Annotated in this window: 16 protein-coding genes; 10 read left to right on the forward strand and 6 right to left on the reverse strand. The window is 57.5% G+C overall.

Going from position 1 to position 18,230, the window contains the following annotated elements; all coding sequences use genetic code 11:
- Positions 1-58 precede the first annotated feature (58 nt).
- The 5 genes from catA (at position 59) to benD (ending at position 4,766) form a co-directional block, all read left to right on the forward strand.
- A complete protein-coding gene (catA, locus tag ABLV12_RS24700) occupies positions 59-985 on the forward strand; it encodes a catechol 1,2-dioxygenase (protein ID WP_004101912.1) in 927 nt (308 codons plus the stop codon).
- A gap of 104 nt (positions 986-1,089) precedes the next feature.
- On the forward strand, positions 1,090-2,472 hold the full coding sequence (locus ABLV12_RS24705; RefSeq protein ID WP_004101913.1) for a Rieske 2Fe-2S domain-containing protein: 1,383 nt from the start codon (positions 1,090-1,092) through the stop codon (positions 2,470-2,472).
- Entirely contained in the window at positions 2,472-2,957 is a 486-nt protein-coding gene (gene benB, locus ABLV12_RS24710; protein WP_004112864.1) for a benzoate 1,2-dioxygenase small subunit, read from the forward strand. Before ABLV12_RS24705 ends, benB begins: the two co-directional genes overlap by 1 nt.
- A gap of 9 nt (positions 2,958-2,966) precedes the next feature.
- Positions 2,967-3,983, forward strand: coding sequence for a benzoate 1,2-dioxygenase electron transfer component BenC (gene benC, locus ABLV12_RS24715; protein ID WP_004112867.1), 1,017 nt, complete (start codon positions 2,967-2,969; stop codon positions 3,981-3,983).
- A 9-nt stretch (positions 3,984-3,992) separates the two neighbouring features.
- Entirely contained in the window at positions 3,993-4,766 is a 774-nt protein-coding gene (benD, locus tag ABLV12_RS24720; protein WP_004101916.1) for a benzoate diol dehydrogenase BenD, read from the forward strand.
- On the opposite strand, the gene yddG is transcribed toward benD, so the two are convergent.
- Positions 4,763-5,641, reverse strand: coding sequence for an aromatic amino acid DMT transporter YddG (gene yddG / locus ABLV12_RS24725; protein ID WP_004101917.1), 879 nt, complete (start codon positions 5,639-5,641; stop codon positions 4,763-4,765). The genes benD and yddG overlap by 4 nt on opposite strands.
- 226 nt (positions 5,642-5,867) lie before the next feature.
- Here yddG and fdnG point away from each other — a divergent pair, with 226 nt between their 5' ends.
- The 5 genes from fdnG to araJ all read left to right on the forward strand — a co-directional run bounded on the left by fdnG (position 5,868) and on the right by araJ (position 12,730).
- Entirely contained in the window at positions 5,868-8,915 is a 3,048-nt protein-coding gene (fdnG, locus tag ABLV12_RS24730) for a formate dehydrogenase-N subunit alpha (protein WP_348867421.1), read from the forward strand.
- 11 nt (positions 8,916-8,926) lie between these two features.
- The gene (fdxH, locus tag ABLV12_RS24735) at positions 8,927-9,811 is read left to right on the forward strand and encodes a formate dehydrogenase subunit beta (protein WP_064396044.1); all 885 of its coding nucleotides are present in this window, start codon (positions 8,927-8,929) and stop codon (positions 9,809-9,811) included.
- The gene (fdnI, locus tag ABLV12_RS24740; RefSeq protein WP_004101923.1) at positions 9,804-10,460 is read left to right on the forward strand and encodes a formate dehydrogenase-N subunit gamma; all 657 of its coding nucleotides are present in this window, start codon (positions 9,804-9,806) and stop codon (positions 10,458-10,460) included. Before fdxH ends, fdnI begins: the two co-directional genes overlap by 8 nt.
- A gap of 391 nt (positions 10,461-10,851) precedes the next feature.
- Positions 10,852-11,193, forward strand: coding sequence for a hypothetical protein (locus tag ABLV12_RS24745; protein WP_004101926.1), 342 nt, complete (start codon positions 10,852-10,854; stop codon positions 11,191-11,193).
- Between the two features lie 385 nt (positions 11,194-11,578).
- On the forward strand, positions 11,579-12,730 hold the full coding sequence (gene araJ, locus ABLV12_RS24750) for an MFS transporter AraJ (protein WP_004112882.1): 1,152 nt from the start codon (positions 11,579-11,581) through the stop codon (positions 12,728-12,730).
- Positions 12,731-12,746: 16 nt separating this feature from the next.
- Here araJ and ABLV12_RS24755 read toward each other — a convergent pair whose 3' ends face one another.
- Genes ABLV12_RS24755 through ABLV12_RS24775 form a run of 5 tightly spaced genes read right to left on the reverse strand, consistent with a single transcriptional unit; the run spans position 12,747 to position 18,227 of the window.
- Positions 12,747-13,838: an alkylhydroperoxidase domain protein gene (locus ABLV12_RS24755; protein ID WP_265815454.1), complete on the reverse strand. Its 1,092-nt coding sequence runs from the start codon at positions 13,836-13,838 to the stop codon at positions 12,747-12,749.
- Between the two features lie 9 nt (positions 13,839-13,847).
- Positions 13,848-14,837 (reverse strand): putative FMN-dependent luciferase-like monooxygenase, encoded by a 990-nt coding sequence (locus ABLV12_RS24760; RefSeq protein ID WP_348867422.1) that lies wholly within the window; start codon positions 14,835-14,837, stop codon positions 13,848-13,850.
- Complete coding sequence (locus ABLV12_RS24765) at positions 14,834-16,438, reverse strand: ABC transporter ATP-binding protein (RefSeq protein WP_348867423.1); 1,605 nt, start codon at positions 16,436-16,438, stop codon at positions 14,834-14,836. The genes ABLV12_RS24760 and ABLV12_RS24765 overlap by 4 nt, the downstream gene beginning before the upstream one ends.
- Positions 16,435-17,286: an ABC transporter permease gene (locus tag ABLV12_RS24770; protein WP_348867424.1), complete on the reverse strand. Its 852-nt coding sequence runs from the start codon at positions 17,284-17,286 to the stop codon at positions 16,435-16,437. Before ABLV12_RS24770 ends, ABLV12_RS24765 begins: the two co-directional genes overlap by 4 nt.
- Positions 17,283-18,227, reverse strand: a complete 945-nt coding sequence (locus tag ABLV12_RS24775; protein WP_023329667.1) for an ABC transporter permease — start codon at positions 18,225-18,227, stop codon at positions 17,283-17,285. The genes ABLV12_RS24770 and ABLV12_RS24775 overlap by 4 nt, the downstream gene beginning before the upstream one ends.
- Between the last annotated feature and the right edge of the window lie 3 nt (positions 18,228-18,230).

Raw genomic sequence — 18,230 nt, forward strand, 5'->3', positions numbered from 1 at the left:
ACTAACCTCGCGCCGAAACTATTCGGCGAATATCCTACAACGATAAGTGAGAAATATTATGAGTAATGCATTCGTACAACAAGATGCTGTGCAACATTTATTGCGTGAAAGTGCAGGTTTAAATGCAACCGGCGGCGACGAACGTTTTAAAACGATTGTTCATCGTCTGCTGGAAAACATCTGCACGCTGATTGATGACTATAATGTCACTGAAGAAGAGTTCTGGCATGCGGTGAATTATCTGCATGAATTAGGCGGCCGCCAGGAAGCGGCACTGCTGGCGGCGGGCCTCGGCCTTGAACACTTCCTCGACCTGCGCCAGGACGCTATTGATGCCGCAGCGCAGCGGGAAACCGGCACTCCTCGTACTATTGAAGGCCCGCTGTACGTGGCGAATGCGCCGCTGGCAGACGGGCATACCCGCATGGATGATGGTAAAGATGCGGGGGAGGTGATGTGGCTTTATGGCCAGGTTCGCGACACCCAGGGCCACCCGATAGCCAACGCTATCGTTGATATCTGGCATGCCAATACCCTCGGGAACTACTCTTTCTTCGATCAAAGCCAGAGTGAATATAATCTTCGCCGCCGCATTCGCACCGGCGCCGATGGCTGCTATAGCGTGCGCAGCATTATGCCATCCGGCTACGGTTGCCCGCCGGATGGGCCAACGCAAAAACTCCTTGACCTGTTGGGGCGTCACGGTAACCGTCCGGCGCATATCCATTTCTTCGTTTCCGCGCCGGGTCATAAACATTTGACCAGCCAAATCAATCTCAACGGCGACAAATACCTGTGGGATGATTTCGCGTTCGCCACCCGCGACGGCCTGATTGCCGATCCGGTAAAAGTCAGCGACCGCGAGCTTATTCAGCAGCGTGAGCTGGAAGGCGAACATACTGAAGTGCGCTTTGATTTTACCCTGTGCAAAGCACTTAACGCCGATGAAGAACACCGCGGTACGCGCCTGCGCGCGCAGGAGTAGCGCGCGGCGTTAATTCTCTTCTCCGGCCAGGTCGTGGCCGGAGAATAAAGCGAAATCCCAACCTCACAGTTTTCTATTCCTGAATTATGCAGGAGGGCCGACTCATGCAAAAAATGTTCACCACATTAAAAGATAAAATCACCAATGCATTAATTGTCGATCGTGAAAAGCATATTTATCGCTGCCATCGCTCAATATTTACCGATCCGCAGCTATTTGATTTTGAAATGAAGCATGTTTTTGAAGGAAATTGGTTGTTCCTTGCTCATGAAAGCCAGATTGCGCAGCCTGGGGATTATTACACCCTGACTCTTGGGCGCCAGCCGGTAATAATAACTCGCGACAAAAAGAATGAACTGCATGCGCTAATTAACAGCTGCGCCCACCGCGGGGCGATGCTGTGTCGCCGTAAAACCGGTAATAAAAGTTCCTTTACCTGTCCATTTCACGGCTGGACATTCAGTAATAACGGCAAGCTTTTAAAAGCCAAAGATGAAAGTACCGGCGGTTACCCGGAGACTTTCAAGCATGAAGGCTCCCACGATTTAAAGAAACTGCCGAGGTTTCAATCGTATCGCGGCTTCCTTTTCGGCAGCCTGAATGCCGATGTACAGCCGCTGGAGGCGTACCTGGGCGAAACCTGCAAAATTATCGACCTGATCGTTGACCAGGCGCCGGAAGGGCTGGAGGTGCTTAACGGATCATCGAGCTACGTTTATGAAGGCAACTGGAAGCTGGGGGCGGAAAACGGTGCTGACGGCTATCACGTTAGCGTGGTCCACTGGAACTACGCTTCCACCATGTCGCGCCGCAACTACGAAGCGGAAGGGACGCACGCGGTAGACGCAAACGGCTGGTCGAAAAGCGTCGGCGGCGGTTACGGCTTTGACAATGGACATATGCTGTTGTGGACCCGGGTGCTGAACCCGGAAGTGCGGCCGGTCTACGAACATCGTGAACGGCTGCAGGCGGAATTCGGCCAGTCCCGCGCCGAGCAGATGGTCAACGAAACGCGCAACCTGTGCCTCTATCCAAACGTCTATCTGATGGATCAGTTTTCGACGCAGATCCGCGTGATACGCCCCATCGCGGTGGATAAAACCGAAGTCACCATCTGGTGCTTCGCGCCGAAGGGCGAATCTGACCAGGCGCGGGCGCTGCGTATTCGCCAGTATGAGGATTTCTTCAACGTTAGCGGCATGGGAACGCCTGACGATCTGGAAGAGTTCAGCGCCTGCCAGCGCGGCTATCTCGGTGAGAATCTGGCATGGAGCGACCTCAGCCGCGGGGCGCTGCACTGGGTCGACGGCCCTGACGAACACGCTCTTCAGGCGGGCTTCAGGCCGCAGCTAAGCGGGGTGAAATCGGAAGATGAAGCTTTGTATATCGCCCACCATCATCACTGGCAAAACGTGATGCTGGCGGCGCTGGAAAAAGAGCAGCAGCGCTACGAGCAATCGATCACGCAACGCGTGGAGGTGGTCTGATGCTGACTCTCGAACAGGTTCGCCAGTTTCTCTATTACGAAGCCCGCCTGCTTGACGATCGCCAGTGGGATGATTGGCTGAACTGCTACAGTCCACAGGTGGTGTACTGGATGCCCGCCTGGGGGGATGACGACAAGCTTACCCGCGACCCTCAGCGCGAAATTTCGCTGATTTACTACCCGAGCCGCGATGGCCTCGAAGACCGGGTATACCGCATCAAAACGGAACGCTCAGGGGCCAGCACGCCGGAACCGCGCACCACTCATATGATCGGCAACGTTGAGCTGCTTGGCGAAACCGAACAGGGGATGGAGGTGCGCTACAACTGGGTCACCTACTGCCATCGCTATCAGCAGACGGATACCTGGTTTGGCTCTACCTGCTGCACGCTGATTGAGAACGCCGGCAAACCGCAGATTATCCGTAAAACCGTGCGCCTGAATAACGATTACATCCGTCAGGTAATTGACGTTTACCACATTTAAGAGGCGTTTATGACCTTTAATATTGCTCTCAATTTTGAAGACGGCATCACCCGCTTTATTCAATGTCACGCCGGAGAGAAAGTTCTCGATGCCGCCTATCGTCAGCAGGTTAATCTGCCGATGGATTGTTCAGACGGCGTTTGCGGCACCTGCAAGTGCCGCTGCGTCAGCGGCGAATATGGTTTGGGCGATGAGTATCTTGAAGAGGCGCTCAGCGAAGACGAAGCCGCAGAGCGCCAGGTGCTGACCTGTCAGATGGTGCCATCCAGCGATTGCGTCATTGATGTACCGGCGGCGGCAGCCCAGTGCAAGACCGCGCTGGCAAGCCTGGGGGCGACGGTGAAAGCGGTCAATCTCCTGTCTGACACCGCCATTGAGCTGGCGATCGTGCTGGATGAGCCGCTGGACTTCCTGGCGGGTCAGTACATCAATATTCAGGTTCCCGGCACGCCGCAGGTGCGCGCCTATTCGTTTAGCTCTCTACCGGGCTCGCGTGAGGGGAGCTTTCTGATCCGTAACGTGCCCGGCGGCTTGATGAGTCAGTGGCTGACGCAGCGGGCCAGTCCCGGCGATCGTCTGACGCTAAGCGGCCCGATGGGCAGCTTTTATCTGCGCAGCGGCGAGCGTCCGCTGTTGCTGTTGGCGGGGGGCACCGGCTTAGCGCCGCTGCTCTCGATACTGCAAACGCTGGCTATGCAACGCAGCGCCCGGCCCGTCACCTTGCTCTATGGTGTGACCCGCGACAGAGACCTGGTGAAAACTGATGCGCTTGAAGCATTTACCGGCCAGCTTCCCGCTTATCGCTGGCTGCCGGTGGTTGCCGATGCGCAAAGCCAATGCCCGCAGCGCGGTTTTGTGACCGACCATCTTAATGACGCAATACTCAACGATGGCGATGTGGATATCTATCTGTGCGGGCCACCGCCGATGGTCAATGCGGTATCCACGGCGCTGCGCGAGAGAGGCATTTCGCCGGCGGGGTTCTGGTATGAAAAATTCATCGCCAGCCAGAGTGCGGCGGCATAAGGAGCAACGATGCGATTTAACCATAAAGTCGTGGCCATTACCGGCGCCGCGCAGGGGATTGGCCGACAGACCGCAGAGCAAGCGGCGCGTGAGGGTGCGCGGCTGCTATTGATTGACCGATCTCGCTATGTTCACGAACTGGCGGCGGCGCTGAACGCCGCCGGTTGCCAGGCGCTGGCGCTGGAAGCCGATCTTGAACAATGGGAAAGTACCGAGCGGGCATTCGCCAACGGCGTGGCCCATTTTGGCCACCTGGATGTATTGATTAACAATGTCGGCGGCACCATCTGGGCGCGGCCGTTTGCGGAATATCAGCCGGATCAGATAGAGAAGGAGATTCGCCGCTCGCTGTTTCCGACCCTGTGGGGCTGTCGGGCTGCGCTACCGTGGATGCTGAAGCAGGGCAAGGGCAGTATCGTTAATATTTCGTCGGTGGCAACGGCGGGCGTGAACCGGGTGCCTTATTCCGCAGCGAAAGGCGGCGTTAATGCGTTGACCCGTTCGCTAGCCCTGGAATATAGCGCAAACGGGATCCGCATTAACGCCGTGGCGCCGGGGGGCACCGAGGCGCCTGCGCGCCGGACGCCGCGGAATGAGGAGCTGCCGTCGGCGCAGGAGCAGACGTGGTATCAGCAGGTGGTCGATCAGACGGTGGCGAGCAGCCTGATGCATCGCTACGGTACGCTGGCGGAACAGGCCAATGCCATCCTGTTTCTCGCCAGCGATGAGGCCAGCTACATCACCGGCGTGACGCTGCCGGTCGCCGGCGGCGACCTCGGTTAGCGCCGGGTCGCCTGCCAGCAGAGCAGGGAGCCGGCGCACACCATGCCGGCGCCCTGCCAGAACGACCACGAGAGCGCGGCGCTGAGCAGTACCGCCGCCAGCGCGGAGGAGAGCACCGGCGTAAAGTAGGAGGCGGCGGCTAACAGGCTGACGTTGCCGTGCAGGATGCCGACGTTCCACGCCGCATAGCCCAGGCCCAGGGCAATGGACAGCGCGATCAGTTTGACTATTACCGGCCAGCTAAAGACCATGGGCGGCTGTTCGCTGAACAGAAACTTTAGCCACAGGGTCAGGGCGGTAAGCAGAACAAACAGAGTGATGCCGTTTTTGCCTTGTGCATATTTAGCGGTGACCGTGCAGTAGGCCGCCCAGATAAATGCGCCGACGAACGCCAGAATATAGCTCAGCGGGCTGGAAACCACGTTGCTGATAATTTCGTCAATGTTCAGGCCATGCTCACCGCCTAATACCCAGGTGACGCCGAATAAAGCCAGCAATAACCCCGGGATAACCAGCCAGCTGCTTTTTTGATTGTTAAAGACAATGGCAAATAAAATCGTCAGGCTGGGCCACAGATAATTGACCATGCCCACTTCAATCGCCTGCTGGCGGGTTCCGGCTAGCCCGACCGACAGCGCGAGGCATATTTCATAACTGACAAACAGCACGCTGCCTGCCAGCAAATAAGGGCGGGGGATCTGACGTATTTGCGGAAAACCGACGGTAAAGATGAGCAAAAGGCCGCTCAGGCTGTAGATCATCGCCGCGCCGCCTACCGGACCAAGCCCTTCGCTTACGCCACGAATCAGCCCGACCATGGTGCTCCAGAGGACGATGGCGGCGAATCCAATTAGCGTGGCTTTTTTCTTCTCCATATTTAACCTGATGTTGGTTCAAACGCAGTCGGCTTTTATAACACTTTTTTTTCGCCCTCGGGGGATATTTTCCACAGCGCTTAATCCTAATGGAGTAATGAAATTCGGCGCGGCTGACTATTAAGGGGGCATGGGTTCAGGACATTGATTTGACGCAAATAAAACAGGGTTATTGCTGTTAATTTCCACTCCCGCAATGAATAGACATCCCGCATGGAGGGGAACAATGGACGTCAGCCGCAGAAAGTTTTTTAAAATCTGCGCAGGCGGTATGGCCGGAACAACAGCCGCTGCATTGGGTTTTGCGCCCAAAATGGCCCTGGCTCAGGCGCGTAATTACAAATTGCTGCGCGCCAAAGAGATCCGCAACACCTGCACATACTGCTCCGTGGGCTGCGGGCTATTAATGTATAGCCTGGGCGACGGCGCGAAAAACGCGAAAGAAGCGATTTATCACATTGAAGGGGATCCGGACCATCCGGTGAGCCGCGGCGCGCTGTGCCCGAAAGGCGCAGGGCTGCTGGACTATGTCCATAGCGACAACCGTCTGCGCTATCCGCAACACCGCGCGCCGGGTTCGGATAAATGGCAGCGCATCTCCTGGGATGAAGCATTTACCCGTATCGCTAAATTGATGAAAGCCGACCGTGATGCCAACTTTATTGAGAAAAACGAGCAGGGCGTGACGGTTAACCGCTGGCTGTCCACCGGGATGCTGTGCGCGTCGGCGGCCAGCAATGAGACCGGCATGCTAACGCAAAAATTTGTGCGCTCGCTCGGCATGCTGGCGGTAGATAACCAGGCGCGCGTCTGACACGGACCAACGGTAGCAAGTCTTGCTCCAACATTTGGTCGCGGTGCGATGACCAACCACTGGGTTGATATTAAAAACGCCAATGTCGTGGTGGTGATGGGCGGTAACGCCGCCGAAGCCCATCCGGTGGGATTCCGCTGGGCGATGGAGGCAAAAAACAACAATGATGCGACACTGATTGTCGTTGACCCGCGCTTTACGCGTACGGCGTCGGTGGCCGATATTTATGCGCCGATCCGTTCCGGTACCGACATTACCTTCCTGTCGGGCGTGCTGCTGTACCTGATCGAAAATAACAAAATCAATGCCGAGTACGTTAAACACTATACCAACGCCAACCTGCTGGTGCGCGACGATTTTGCCTTCGAAGATGGCCTGTTCAGCGGCTACGATGCCGAAAAGCGTCAGTACGATAAGTCTTCGTGGAACTATCAGTTCGACGAAAATGGCTTCGCGATGCGCGATGAAACGCTGCAGCATCCGCGCTGCGTATGGAACCTGCTGAAGCAGCACGTTTCGCGCTATACGCCGGAGGTGGTGGAGAACATCTGCGGTACGCCAAAAGCGGACTTCCTGAAAGTGTGCGAAGTGCTGGCCTCAACCAGCGCGGCGGACCGGACCACCACTTTCCTCTATGCGCTGGGCTGGACGCAGCATACCGTCGGCGCGCAGAACATCCGCACCATGGCGATGATTCAGCTGCTGCTCGGCAATATGGGGATGGCGGGAGGCGGGGTCAACGCGCTGCGCGGCCATTCCAATATCCAGGGGTTAACCGATTTAGGCCTGCTTTCGACCAGCCTGCCGGGCTACCTGACGCTGCCGTCGGAACAGCAGGTTGATCTGCAAAGCTATCTCGCTGCCAATACGCCGAAGGCGACGCTGCCCGAACAGGTGAACTACTGGAGCAACTACCCGAAGTTCTTCGTCAGCCTGATGAAATCTTTCTACGGCGACGCGGCGCAAAAAGAGAACGACTGGGGCTTCCACTGGCTGCCGAAATGGGACCAGGCTTATGACGTTATCAAGTATTTCAATATGATGGATAACGGCAACGTCACGGGCTATATCTGCCAGGGATTCAATCCGGTGGCGTCCTTCCCGGACAAAAACAAGGTGGTCCGCAGCCTGAGCAAGCTGAAGTACATGGTGGTTATCGACCCGCTGGTGACCGAAACCTCGACCTTCTGGCAAAACCACGGCGAGTCGAACGATGTTGACCCGGCAGCGATTCAGACCGAGGTCTTCCGCCTGCCGTCCACCTGCTTTGCCGAAGAGGATGGTTCCATCGCCAACTCCGGGCGCTGGCTACAGTGGCACTGGAAGGGCCAGGACGCGCCGGGCGAAGCGCGCAACGACGGCGAAATTCTGGCCGGGATTTACCACCGCCTGCGCGAGATGTATCGCACCGAGGGCGGCAGAGGCGTCGAGCCGCTGCTGAAGATGGGGTGGCACTACAAGCAGCCGGATCGTCCGGAATCAGAAGAGGTCGCGAAAGAGAACAACGGCTACGCGCTGGCGGATCTCTACGACGCTAACGGCGCGCCGCTGGCGAAGAAAGGCCAGCTGTTGAACAGCTTCGCGCTGCTGCGCGATGACGGTACCACCGCGTCGTCTTGTTGGATCTATACCGGCAGCTGGACTGAGCAGGGCAATCAGATGGCTAACCGCGATAACGCCGACCCGTCAGGTCTTGGCAATACGCTCGGCTGGGCATGGGCGTGGCCGCTCAACCGGCGCGTGCTGTACAACCGCGCGTCGGCGGATATGAACGGCAAGCCGTGGGATGCGAAGCGAATGCTGATCCAGTGGAACGGCAGCAAGTGGGTTGGCAACGATATTCCGGACTTCAATACCGCGCCTCCGGGCAGCAAAACCGGGCCGTTTATTATGCAGCCGGAAGGTCTGGGGCGTCTGTTTGCCCTGAATAAGCTGGCGGAAGGTCCGTTCCCGGAACACTACGAACCGATGGAAACGCCGCTTGGTACCAATCCGCTGCACCCGAGCGTGGTCTCCAGCCCGGTGGTACGTCTGTATGAAGAAGATGCCCTGCGTTTAGGTAAGAAGGACAAATTCCCGTACGTCGGCACCACCTATCGTCTGACCGAGCATTTTCATACCTGGACCAAGCATGCGCGGCTCAATGCGATTGCGCAGCCGGAGCAGTTTGTCGAAATCAGCGAAGGCCTGGCGAAAGCGAAAGGGATCGCCAATGGCGATCGGGTGACGGTCAGCAGCATGCGCGGCTTTATTCGCGCGGTGGCGGTGGTGACGCGTCGTCTGCAAACGCTCAACGTCAACGGTCAGCAGGTGGAAACCGTCGGTATTCCGCTGCACTGGGGTTTTGAAGGAGTGGCCCGCAAAGGTTACATCGCCAATACCCTGACGCCGAACGTCGGGGATTCCAACTCGCAGACGCCGGAGTATAAGGCGTTTCTGGTCAACATCGAGAAAGCGTAAGGAGCGAAGCAATGGCGATGGAAACCCAGGACATCATTAAACGCTCCGCCACCAATCCGATCACCCCCGCGCCGCGCGCGCGGGATTTTAAGGCGGAAGTGGCAAAGCTGATTGATGTCTCCTCCTGCGTAGGCTGCAAAGCCTGCCAGGTGGCCTGTTCCGAGTGGAACGATATCCGCGATGAAGTCGGGCACTGCGTCGGGGTTTACGACAATCCCGCCGATCTGAGCGCCAAATCCTGGACGGTAATGCGCTTTAGCGAAACCGAGCAGAACGGCAAGCTGGAGTGGCTGATTCGCAAAGACGGCTGTATGCACTGTGAGGATCCGGGCTGCCTGAAGGCGTGCCCGTCCGCCGGAGCGATTATTCAGTACGCAAACGGCATCGTCGACTTTCAGCAGGAAAACTGCATCGGCTGCGGCTACTGTATTGCCGGATGCCCTTTTAACGTCCCGCGCCTCAATAAAGAGGATAACCGGGTCTATAAGTGCACGCTGTGCGTCGATCGGGTCAGCGTTGGCCAGGAACCGGCCTGCGTGAAAACCTGCCCAACCGGCGCGATTCACTTCGGCAGCAAGCAAGAGATGCTGGAAGTGGCCAACGAGCGTGTGGAAAAACTGAAGAAACGCGGCTATTCCCATGCCGGGGTGTATAACCCGCCTGGCGTCGGCGGCACCCACGTGATGTACGTGCTGCATCATGCGGACCAGCCGGAGCTGTACCATAACCTGCCGAAGGAGCCGCAGATAGATACCTCGATAAATCTGTGGAAAGGCGCGCTGAAGCCGCTCTCCGCCGTTGGCTTTATCGCCACCTTTGCCGGGCTGATCTATCACTACATCGGGATTGGGCCGAACACGGAAGCGGATGACGATGAGGAGGAGCATGATGAGTAAATCGAAAATGATTGTGCGCACGAAGTTTATTGACCGCGCCTGTCACTGGACGGTGGTCATCTGCTTTTTCCTGGTGGCGCTGTCGGGGATCTCGTTTTTCTTCCCGACGCTGCAGTGGCTGACCGAAACCTTCGGTACCCCGCAGATGGGGCGTATTCTGCATCCGTTCTTCGGGGTTCTGATTTTCGTGGCCCTGATGTTTATGTTCGTGCGCTTTGTCCACCATAATATTCCCGACAAACAGGATATTCCCTGGCTGAAAGGGATTATCGAGGTGCTTAAGGGCAATGAGCATAAAGTGGCGCGGGTAGGGAAATACAACGCTGGCCAGAAAATGATGTTCTGGACGATCATGAGCATGATATTTGTGCTGCTGGTCACCGGGGTGATTATCTGGCGGCCTTATTTTGCCCACTATTTCCCGATTCAGGTTATTCGCTATAGTCTGCTGATTCACGCAACGTCGGCCATTATTCTTATCCATGCGATTCTGATCCATATGTATATGGCATTCTGGGTTAAAGGATCGATTAAAGGCATGATTGAAGGGAAGGTGAGCCGACGCTGGGCGAAGAAGCATCATCCGCGCTGGTATCGCGACGTGGAGCGCCTGGAAGCGAAAAGGGAAAATCGCGAAGGGCTGAAGTAAGCCTTAACGTATTACCCGTTCCGGTTAATGCCGGAACGGGGGTTAATATCCTCAGGGGCATCAATTAGCTCACCTCTGACAGCGTTGAAAACATTGTCTCATTTATTTATGCCCGGGCGCGCACTCTGACGGGCTCTCTTTTTCTGATGACAGATATTTCCCTTTTTCCCATTAAGCCAGTTGGGTCGCTATTTCAACGTAGCGCTATTAACGTCATTATCCGTTGTCTCTATAAAAAACGCTATCATTTAGGCGGATCCTTGCGTATTTTGCGCGGCGGCTTCCACAGAAAAGAAAATTACTGAAATTAATGTTGTGGGTTGTCTTTACGCAGTGATAAAGAGTAAGCTGTATACGGTTCAAGGAAGTCCGGGTTATATTTGAGTAAAAAATGGAAGATACTAAATTAATAAAAATCATGCATGAAAGTGGCTTTACAGATAAGCAGATCGACAAGTTAACGGCGAGATATAAGACGCTTTTATACTGTGCCGTTGACGAAGCGGCATCGCGCTTGCCCAGGGCAATATTTGTCCATGTATTCGTTCTTTTAATTATCGGGATCGGCATCCTGAAAGCGGTACATGAAGGGACCTGGCATCCTGCGCAACTCATTATTTTCGCGCTACCGCTGGTCGTCGCCTGTGGGGTATCGCATCACTTCGCTCCGCTAAGTGAGGTATACAAAGCAGCAAAGGTGATGAAAAAGATCAAGCAACAGCAGGTTCACTAATTCACTCGCGGATGAAGCGTTAACGGCGACTGGCTGCCCGAGGCAATAAAATCATGAAAGCCATGCTTCGCTATTTTTTAAAGGATATTTATGACGGCATTCGCACTCACGTAATATTAATCTGCGCAATAGTACTTACAGGGCTTATTTACCGGGCTTTCGATTTTGACGTTTGGTTCACGCCTGTCGTTGTCATTGTTATATTGGTTGCCCATTGGGTATTAAGCCAATTCAGGATTTAATGATTGCTGTTTTTATGAACGTTCGATATGAAGTAATCACGCTGTTTTATGGATAAACAGGTTACGGAAGGTTTTAAACTGGTTTACCGCCAGAGAATGCATAATAATGCGATCGGTAAAATCCATAACAAGTGATTAGATGTATGAAAAAGACTATTTTTTCGTTAGCGCTTGGCACTTTTGGTCTCGGAATGGCGGAATTTGGCATCATGGGGGTATTACCTGAAATTGCCCGTGATGTCGGCATATCCATTCCTGCCGCAGGCAACATGATTTCATATTATGCGTCCGGCGTCGTGATCGGCGCGCCGGTGATGGCGATATTCTCCAGCCGCTTTTCACTAAAATCAGTGATGCTGTTTCTCGTAGCGCTATGCATTATCGGCAACGCCATCTTCACGTTCTCTTCCAGCTACTCGATGCTGGCGCTGGGGCGCCTCATCTCCGGGTTTCCGCACGGCGCATTCTTTGGCGTGGGCGCGATCATTCTGTCGAAAATTGCGCCGCCAGGCAAGGTTACCGCAGCGGTGGCGGGGATGATCGCCGGGATGACCGTCGCCAATCTGCTGGGGGTACCGGGAGGAACCTGGCTTGGCCATCAGTTCAGCTGGCGCTATACCTTCCTGGCGATTGCGGTCTTTGACGTCGCGGTGCTGGTGTCCATCGCCTGGTGGGTGCCGACGTTATTTGATAAATCAACCACGCGCTTGCGCTCGCAATTTCATTTTTTAACCTCACCTGCGCCGTGGTTAATTTTTGCCGCCACCCTGTTCGGCAATGCCGGCGTCTTCGCGTGGTTTAGCTATATTAAGCCGTTTATGATCAACGTCTCCGGCTTCGGTGAAAGCGCCATTATAATGATTATGATGCTGGTGGGCCTGGGGATGGTTCTGGGGAATTTATTTAGCGGTAAAGTTTCCGCACGCTACAGTCCGTTACGTATTGCCGCCGTGACGGATGGCGTTATCGTTTTGACCTTATTACTCCTGTTCCTGCTGGGTGAGAATAAAACCGCCTCACTAACCCTGGCGTTTATCTGCTGCGCGGCGCTGTTTGCCCTGTCGGCGCCGCTGCAAATCATGCTGCTGCAAAATGCCAAAGGCGGCGAGATGCTGGGCGCGGCGGGCGGCCAGATCGCCTTTAATCTTGGTAGCGCCATCGGGGCGCTGTTCGGCGGGATGATGATTACGGCCGGCCTTGGCTGGCGTTCTGTTGCCTTACCGGCCGCGCTGCTTTCGTTTCTTGCGCTCAGTTCACTGCTGATTTATGCCCGCTATCAGCAGCGTTCTGTCTGACGAAATCCGCAGGCGGCTAATCCTGCCACGGCTCCCCGAGGGTCAGCATTAACCGGTTGGCCCAGGCGAAGAAGGCTGCCGATTGCAGCAGATCCAGTTGGGCAAGGGTATCCAGCTGTTGCTGCTCGACGGCCGCAAGGTGGCTCGCGTCCAGGGCGGGAGGGGTAACGGAAATCGCTGCGGCAAAATCAATGAGCGCCTGCCAGCGCGGCGTCTGCCCATCGCTCAGCTTCTCTCCCGGGGTCACCGCCAGCAGGGTCTCTACCGCCGTTTCATCTTTCGCTAACTGCGCGGCCTTGCGAGCATGCACCGAGGCGCAATAAATACAACCGTTGATTTTACTCGCTACCGTCGCCGCCAGCTCGCGTTCGGCGCGCGGCAGGCCGCCGGGAGTATAAAAAATCCCTTTATCGGTTAACGTACGCTGCTCCAGCACCGGCTGGTTGCGCGCCAGCAGGCGGAAGTAGGGCGAGTCGCTGTGGCCGAATTTCGCCAGCAGCGCCTGCTCATCCGGGGTAAATTCCGCCAGCGGTTTAGCCGCCAGCCAGGGTTCCCAGTGCAGTTCATCGCGGGTGAAGCGCACCGGCGCGCGTTTACCGCTGAGGGTTTGCGGTGAGGTATGCCAGAATCCGGCTACGACCGGGGTCCCGGCAACCGGGGCGCTTTTACCGTTGAGCAGGCGTAGACCGTTCAACAGACGACTCTGGAAGCTGACAAACGCAATCAGCTGGGCCAGCGTCACGATAGCGCGCGGGCTCCATCCGGCGCGGGTTAATGCCTCCAGAGCCGAAGGCGTGGCTTCTACCGGCGCGAAGGTCAACAGCCGGGCAAAGGCCTGCGCCGGAACCAGCCGCGGCGAGGTTGGATCGGCAATCCCAAACCCGGCATAGTGGGCGGCCAGCGCATCGCTCTCATGCAGCTTCGCTACCCTGGCGGCAACGGCAAAACGTTCGTCGAGCGGAAAGTCGTTATCCTGCTGACCGAACAGCGCTTCATAGCTTCCCTGAGCATGATGGGTGGCCGCCTTGCGCACGGCTCTCGCCGCCGCTAAGGCGGAATCGGGGGCAATTTCTGCCAGTTCGGCCAATATATCCTGACTGAGCGTCATGGTGACTCCTTATCGTATCTGCGGGGCAATATGCTGAGCGATCAGCTCAATGGAACGAAGCGTGTCGCGGTGCGAGGGTTCAACGGAGTGCACCTGGAACGAAATATCGGTTACCCGCCGCAGGACGCTATCGCGCCCCAGCGAAGCGGCGACGTGCTGCGGGTCGCCAACGTGCGCGTCAAGCTGCGGCAAAAAATCAGTGACAGCGTCACCAATAATATGATGACCTGCGGCGCGATGCTGGGCCGCCTGCTGGCGCAGACCGGGTTCAGCGACCTGTAGCGCATACTGCTGGCTATCGGCGACAAAGGCCGTCCGCGAGGCGAGGATCCGTGGCTCGACGCCCGGCGGCAGCGCGGCGAGATAGGCATCAATAATCGGATTCTGGATAGCGTCCAGCGGCAGCGTGGGCTGCCCTGAAGGACGCGGCTGGGTACGCGAAAGCATCAGGCCGTGTCCGGCCTGAGCCGCGCGCACCGCGCCCTCAACGGAAAAGGTGGCAATCCAGATACGCTCCGCCAACTGCGGTGCCCGGGGATAAAGATGATTATCCGGATGCGAAAGTGAATCTCCGCGCCAGGCGCTTTGAATCAGATGCAGGTGTTCGGCAAAGACTGCGCTGCGCTGGTCGATGGTCAATCCAAAGGGTAAAAACGAGGTCGGCGTGCCGCCAGACCCGAAGCCCACCTCCAGTCGTCCATCGGCGAGCAGATCCAGCACCGCCGCATCCTCGGCAACCCGCAGCGGGTTTTCCATCGGCAGGGTGATAATGGCGGTTCCCAGGCGAATGCGCTCCGTATGCGCTGCCGCGTGGGCGAGAAAGACCAGCGGCGACGGCAGGCCGCCTTCGTGCTCATGAAAATGGTGCTGAGCGACCCAGGCGCTGTCGAAACCCAGTCGTTCGGCGTGGCGAATTTGTTCGGTAGCCAGCCGATAGCGCTCACCTGGCGCGACGTGGTCCAGCAGGCGAGTGAAAAAACCCAGTCGTTTACGCGTCATGCGACCTCCTTGTTCGAGGGGGAAAAGTGGGGAATAGCGGCAATAAGCTCGCGGGTATACTCATGCTGCGGAGCGCTGAACAGTCGGCCCACATCGCCATGTTCAATAACCTGGCCCGCCCGCAGTACCGTCACGCTGTGGGCGATACGGCGAACCGTCGCCAAATCGTGGGTGATAAACAGATAGGTCAATCCCAGCTGTTGCTGCAGCTGCTGCAGCAAGGCGAGAATTTGCGCCTGGACGGTAACGTCCAGCGCCGAAGTCGCTTCATCGAGGACAAGAATCGTCGGTTCAAGGATTAGGGCGCGGGCGATAGCCACCCGCTGCCGCTGCCCGCCGGATAGCTCACGGGCGGTTCGCGACAGCAGCTCCGGAACGAGCGCTACGCGAGCGGCGACCGTTTCGACGCGCTGGCGTCGTATTCCGGCGCTGAAGCGGTCGAAGTTCTTTAACGGCTCTTCAATGATTTCAAACAGCGTTTGCCGTGGGTCAAGAGAGGCAAAGGGGTTCTGATAGACAAACTGAATTTTACGCCGTAGCTGGCGGAGCGCCTTCCGACTGAGATGCCCGGCATCAATACCATCGATGGCAATCTGGCCGCTATCCGCCTTTTCGAATCCCAGCAGGATCCGCGCAAGCGTCGTTTTACCGGAACCGGACTCACCAACCAGCGCGTGCGTGCAGCCGCGCTTAACCTCAAAACTCACGGCGTCCAGCGCCTGCAAATGCGCCCGGCCTAATGAGAAGCGCTTACTGATGTCGTCGACGCGAATCGCCGGCGTAGCCAGCACGCGACCGCCGGAGGGAGCCATGGTCAGCGTCGGGCCGTGAAGATCGCTGAGCAGCTGGCGAGTATAGGCATGCTGCGGCGTCCGTACCACATCGCGGGTCGCGCCTTGCTCCTGAATTTCGCCATGACGAAAGACCAGCAGGTGGTCGGCACGCTCGGCTGCCAGCGCCAGATCGTGAGTGACGAACAGCACCGCGGTGCCGGACTCCCGGCGCAGGGTATCCAGCAGATCGAGGATCCGCTTCTGTACCGTCACGTCAAGGGCGCTGGTTGGCTCATCAGCAATGATTAAATCCGGTTTCAGAGCGATGGCGATGGCAATCAGCACTCGCTGCTTCATGCCGCCTGAAAGCTGGTGCGGATATTGATCGAAGCGCTGCTCCGGGTGGCTCAGTCCAACCTTAGCCAGCAGCGCCAGTACCTGCGTTTTACGTTCCGCGGCGCTGCGTTTCTGATGGAGGCGCAGAATTTCACCTACCTGCGCGCCGATGGTTTTCACCGGATTGAGGGAGTTGCCTGGATCCTGGGGTACCAGGCTAATTCGCGCGCCGCGCAGGCCGTCGAGGCGTTTACCTGACCAGCCGCTAATATCTTCGCCGTTAATACTGATGCGCCCGCTGTCGCGCCGGGCATTCTCCGCCAGCAGACCCATTATCGCCTGGGCGGTAGTAGTTTTGCCCGAGCCGGATTCGCCGACGAACGCCAGCATTTCGCCGCGTTTTACCTGAAAACTGACGTTATGCACGACTTCACGCCATTCACTCTGCGAACGATAGCTGATGCGTAGGTTTTCTACGGTTAAAACATTCATCGGCGTTCTCCGCTAAATTGACGGCTAATACGGTTGGCGGCAAGCACGACCGCAATCACCGCCATACCGGGAAGGGTCGTTAGCCACCAGGCAGTGGAGAGGTAGTTACGGCCTTCGGCGATCAGTAATCCCCACTCTGGTACCGGCGGCGGCGTGCCGTAGCCGAGAAAACTCAGGGTTGAGAGCGCCAGAACGGCCTGGCCGAACTGGAGCGTGGCGAAGGCCAGCACCGCGGTGAGCGAGTTGGGTAAAATATGCCGCCAGAAGACGGCAAAAAAGGTGCCGCCGCTGCCGTAGGCCGCTTCGACGTAATCGCTGCGCCGTACGCGTACGACTTCCGCGCGCGCCAGGCGGGCAAAGCTGGCTATTGCCGCCACCCCGACCGCGACGGCGGCGTTGAGGGTGCCGAAGCCGAGCAGAATAATGACCGTCAGGGACAGCAACAGGGATGGAATCGCCAGCAGTACGTCGACCAGCCGCATGACGATCGACTCCACGCGTCCCGCCAGCGCGCCGGCCAGCGTACCCAGCGCGGTTCCGATGATCAGGCCAATCGCCACTGCCGCCAGCGCAGCGCAGAGCGAATGGGCAGCGCCGTAGACGATTCGACTCCACAGATCGCGACCAAGCTGGTCGGTGCCCAGCCAGTGACCCGCCTGGGGGGCCAGGCGCTGGGCGCCGGGGAAACCTTCCAACGGGTTATAAGCGGTAAACAGCTGCGGGACAACGGCCATCAGCGCAGCAACGATCATAATCGCCCAGGCCAGCAGCAGGCCGGGCTGGAAGCGTAGCGTGCGCCAGTCTGGCGAGCGGCGGCGGGCGGCGATTGCGTAATCAACCAGACTCATAGCGTACCTCCCTCAGCGGTTTTCAGGCGCGGGTCGAGCAGCGGCATCAGCAGGTCGACCAGCAGATTAATCAGGACAAAACCAAGGGCTGAGATCATCACCACCGCCTGCAGTACCGCGATATCCTGATTATTGACCGCCTGCTGCGTCAGCAGACCCAGCCCGCCGCGGCCAAACACGGTTTCGGTAATCAGGGCTCCGGCGATCAGTTCCCCGAGCAGCAGCCCGGCCATATTGAGCACCGGTAGCAGGGCATTGCCGGTAACGTGCCGCCACAGCACGCCGGTCTCGCTCATGCCTTTAGCACGAGCAACGGCCACAAACGGCAGCGCGGCGACCTGATCCAGACTGCGCATCAGAATCTGCGCCAGCGGAGCGGAAATCGGTACCGCGACGGCGACGACGGGCAGAATGAGTCCCTCAATCGGTCCCGGATTGATCACCGGTATCCAGCGCAGCTGAAAGGAGAAAAGCTGTATCAGGGCGATAGCGAGCCAGAACGTCGGCAGGGAGATAAACAGCACCGGCAGCGATTGCAGCGTATTGCTTAGCCAGCGCAGACCCGGCAGCCGTGAGGCGAAGGCGAGGGTAAAAGCCAGCGCCACCGCCAGCGCAAAGGCGGGGAGCGCGAGGCTTAGTGTCTGCGGCAGATTGCTGGCGATCAGCGCGCTCACCGGCAGTCCGGCCTGCAGCGAATAACCAAAATCCCCGCGCAGCATGGCGAAGAGGGTGTGGAGATACTGCTTCCACACCGGGCTATCGGCCCCCCAGGCGAGGCGCATTTCGGCGATCTGCTCAGGGCTGAGCCCCAGATCCGGATTCTGAAACTTGATCAGTACCGCATCGCCGGGCAGCACCTGTAACAGGATGAAGGAGAGGGTAAATGCCGCCCATAGCACCAGTAAACCCTGGCCGGTTCGCCGCAGAAGATAATGGCTCATCGC

It is taken from the genome of Klebsiella sp. CN_Kp100, assembly GCF_040065315.1.
GTDB lineage: Bacteria > Pseudomonadota > Gammaproteobacteria > Enterobacterales > Enterobacteriaceae > Klebsiella > Klebsiella oxytoca.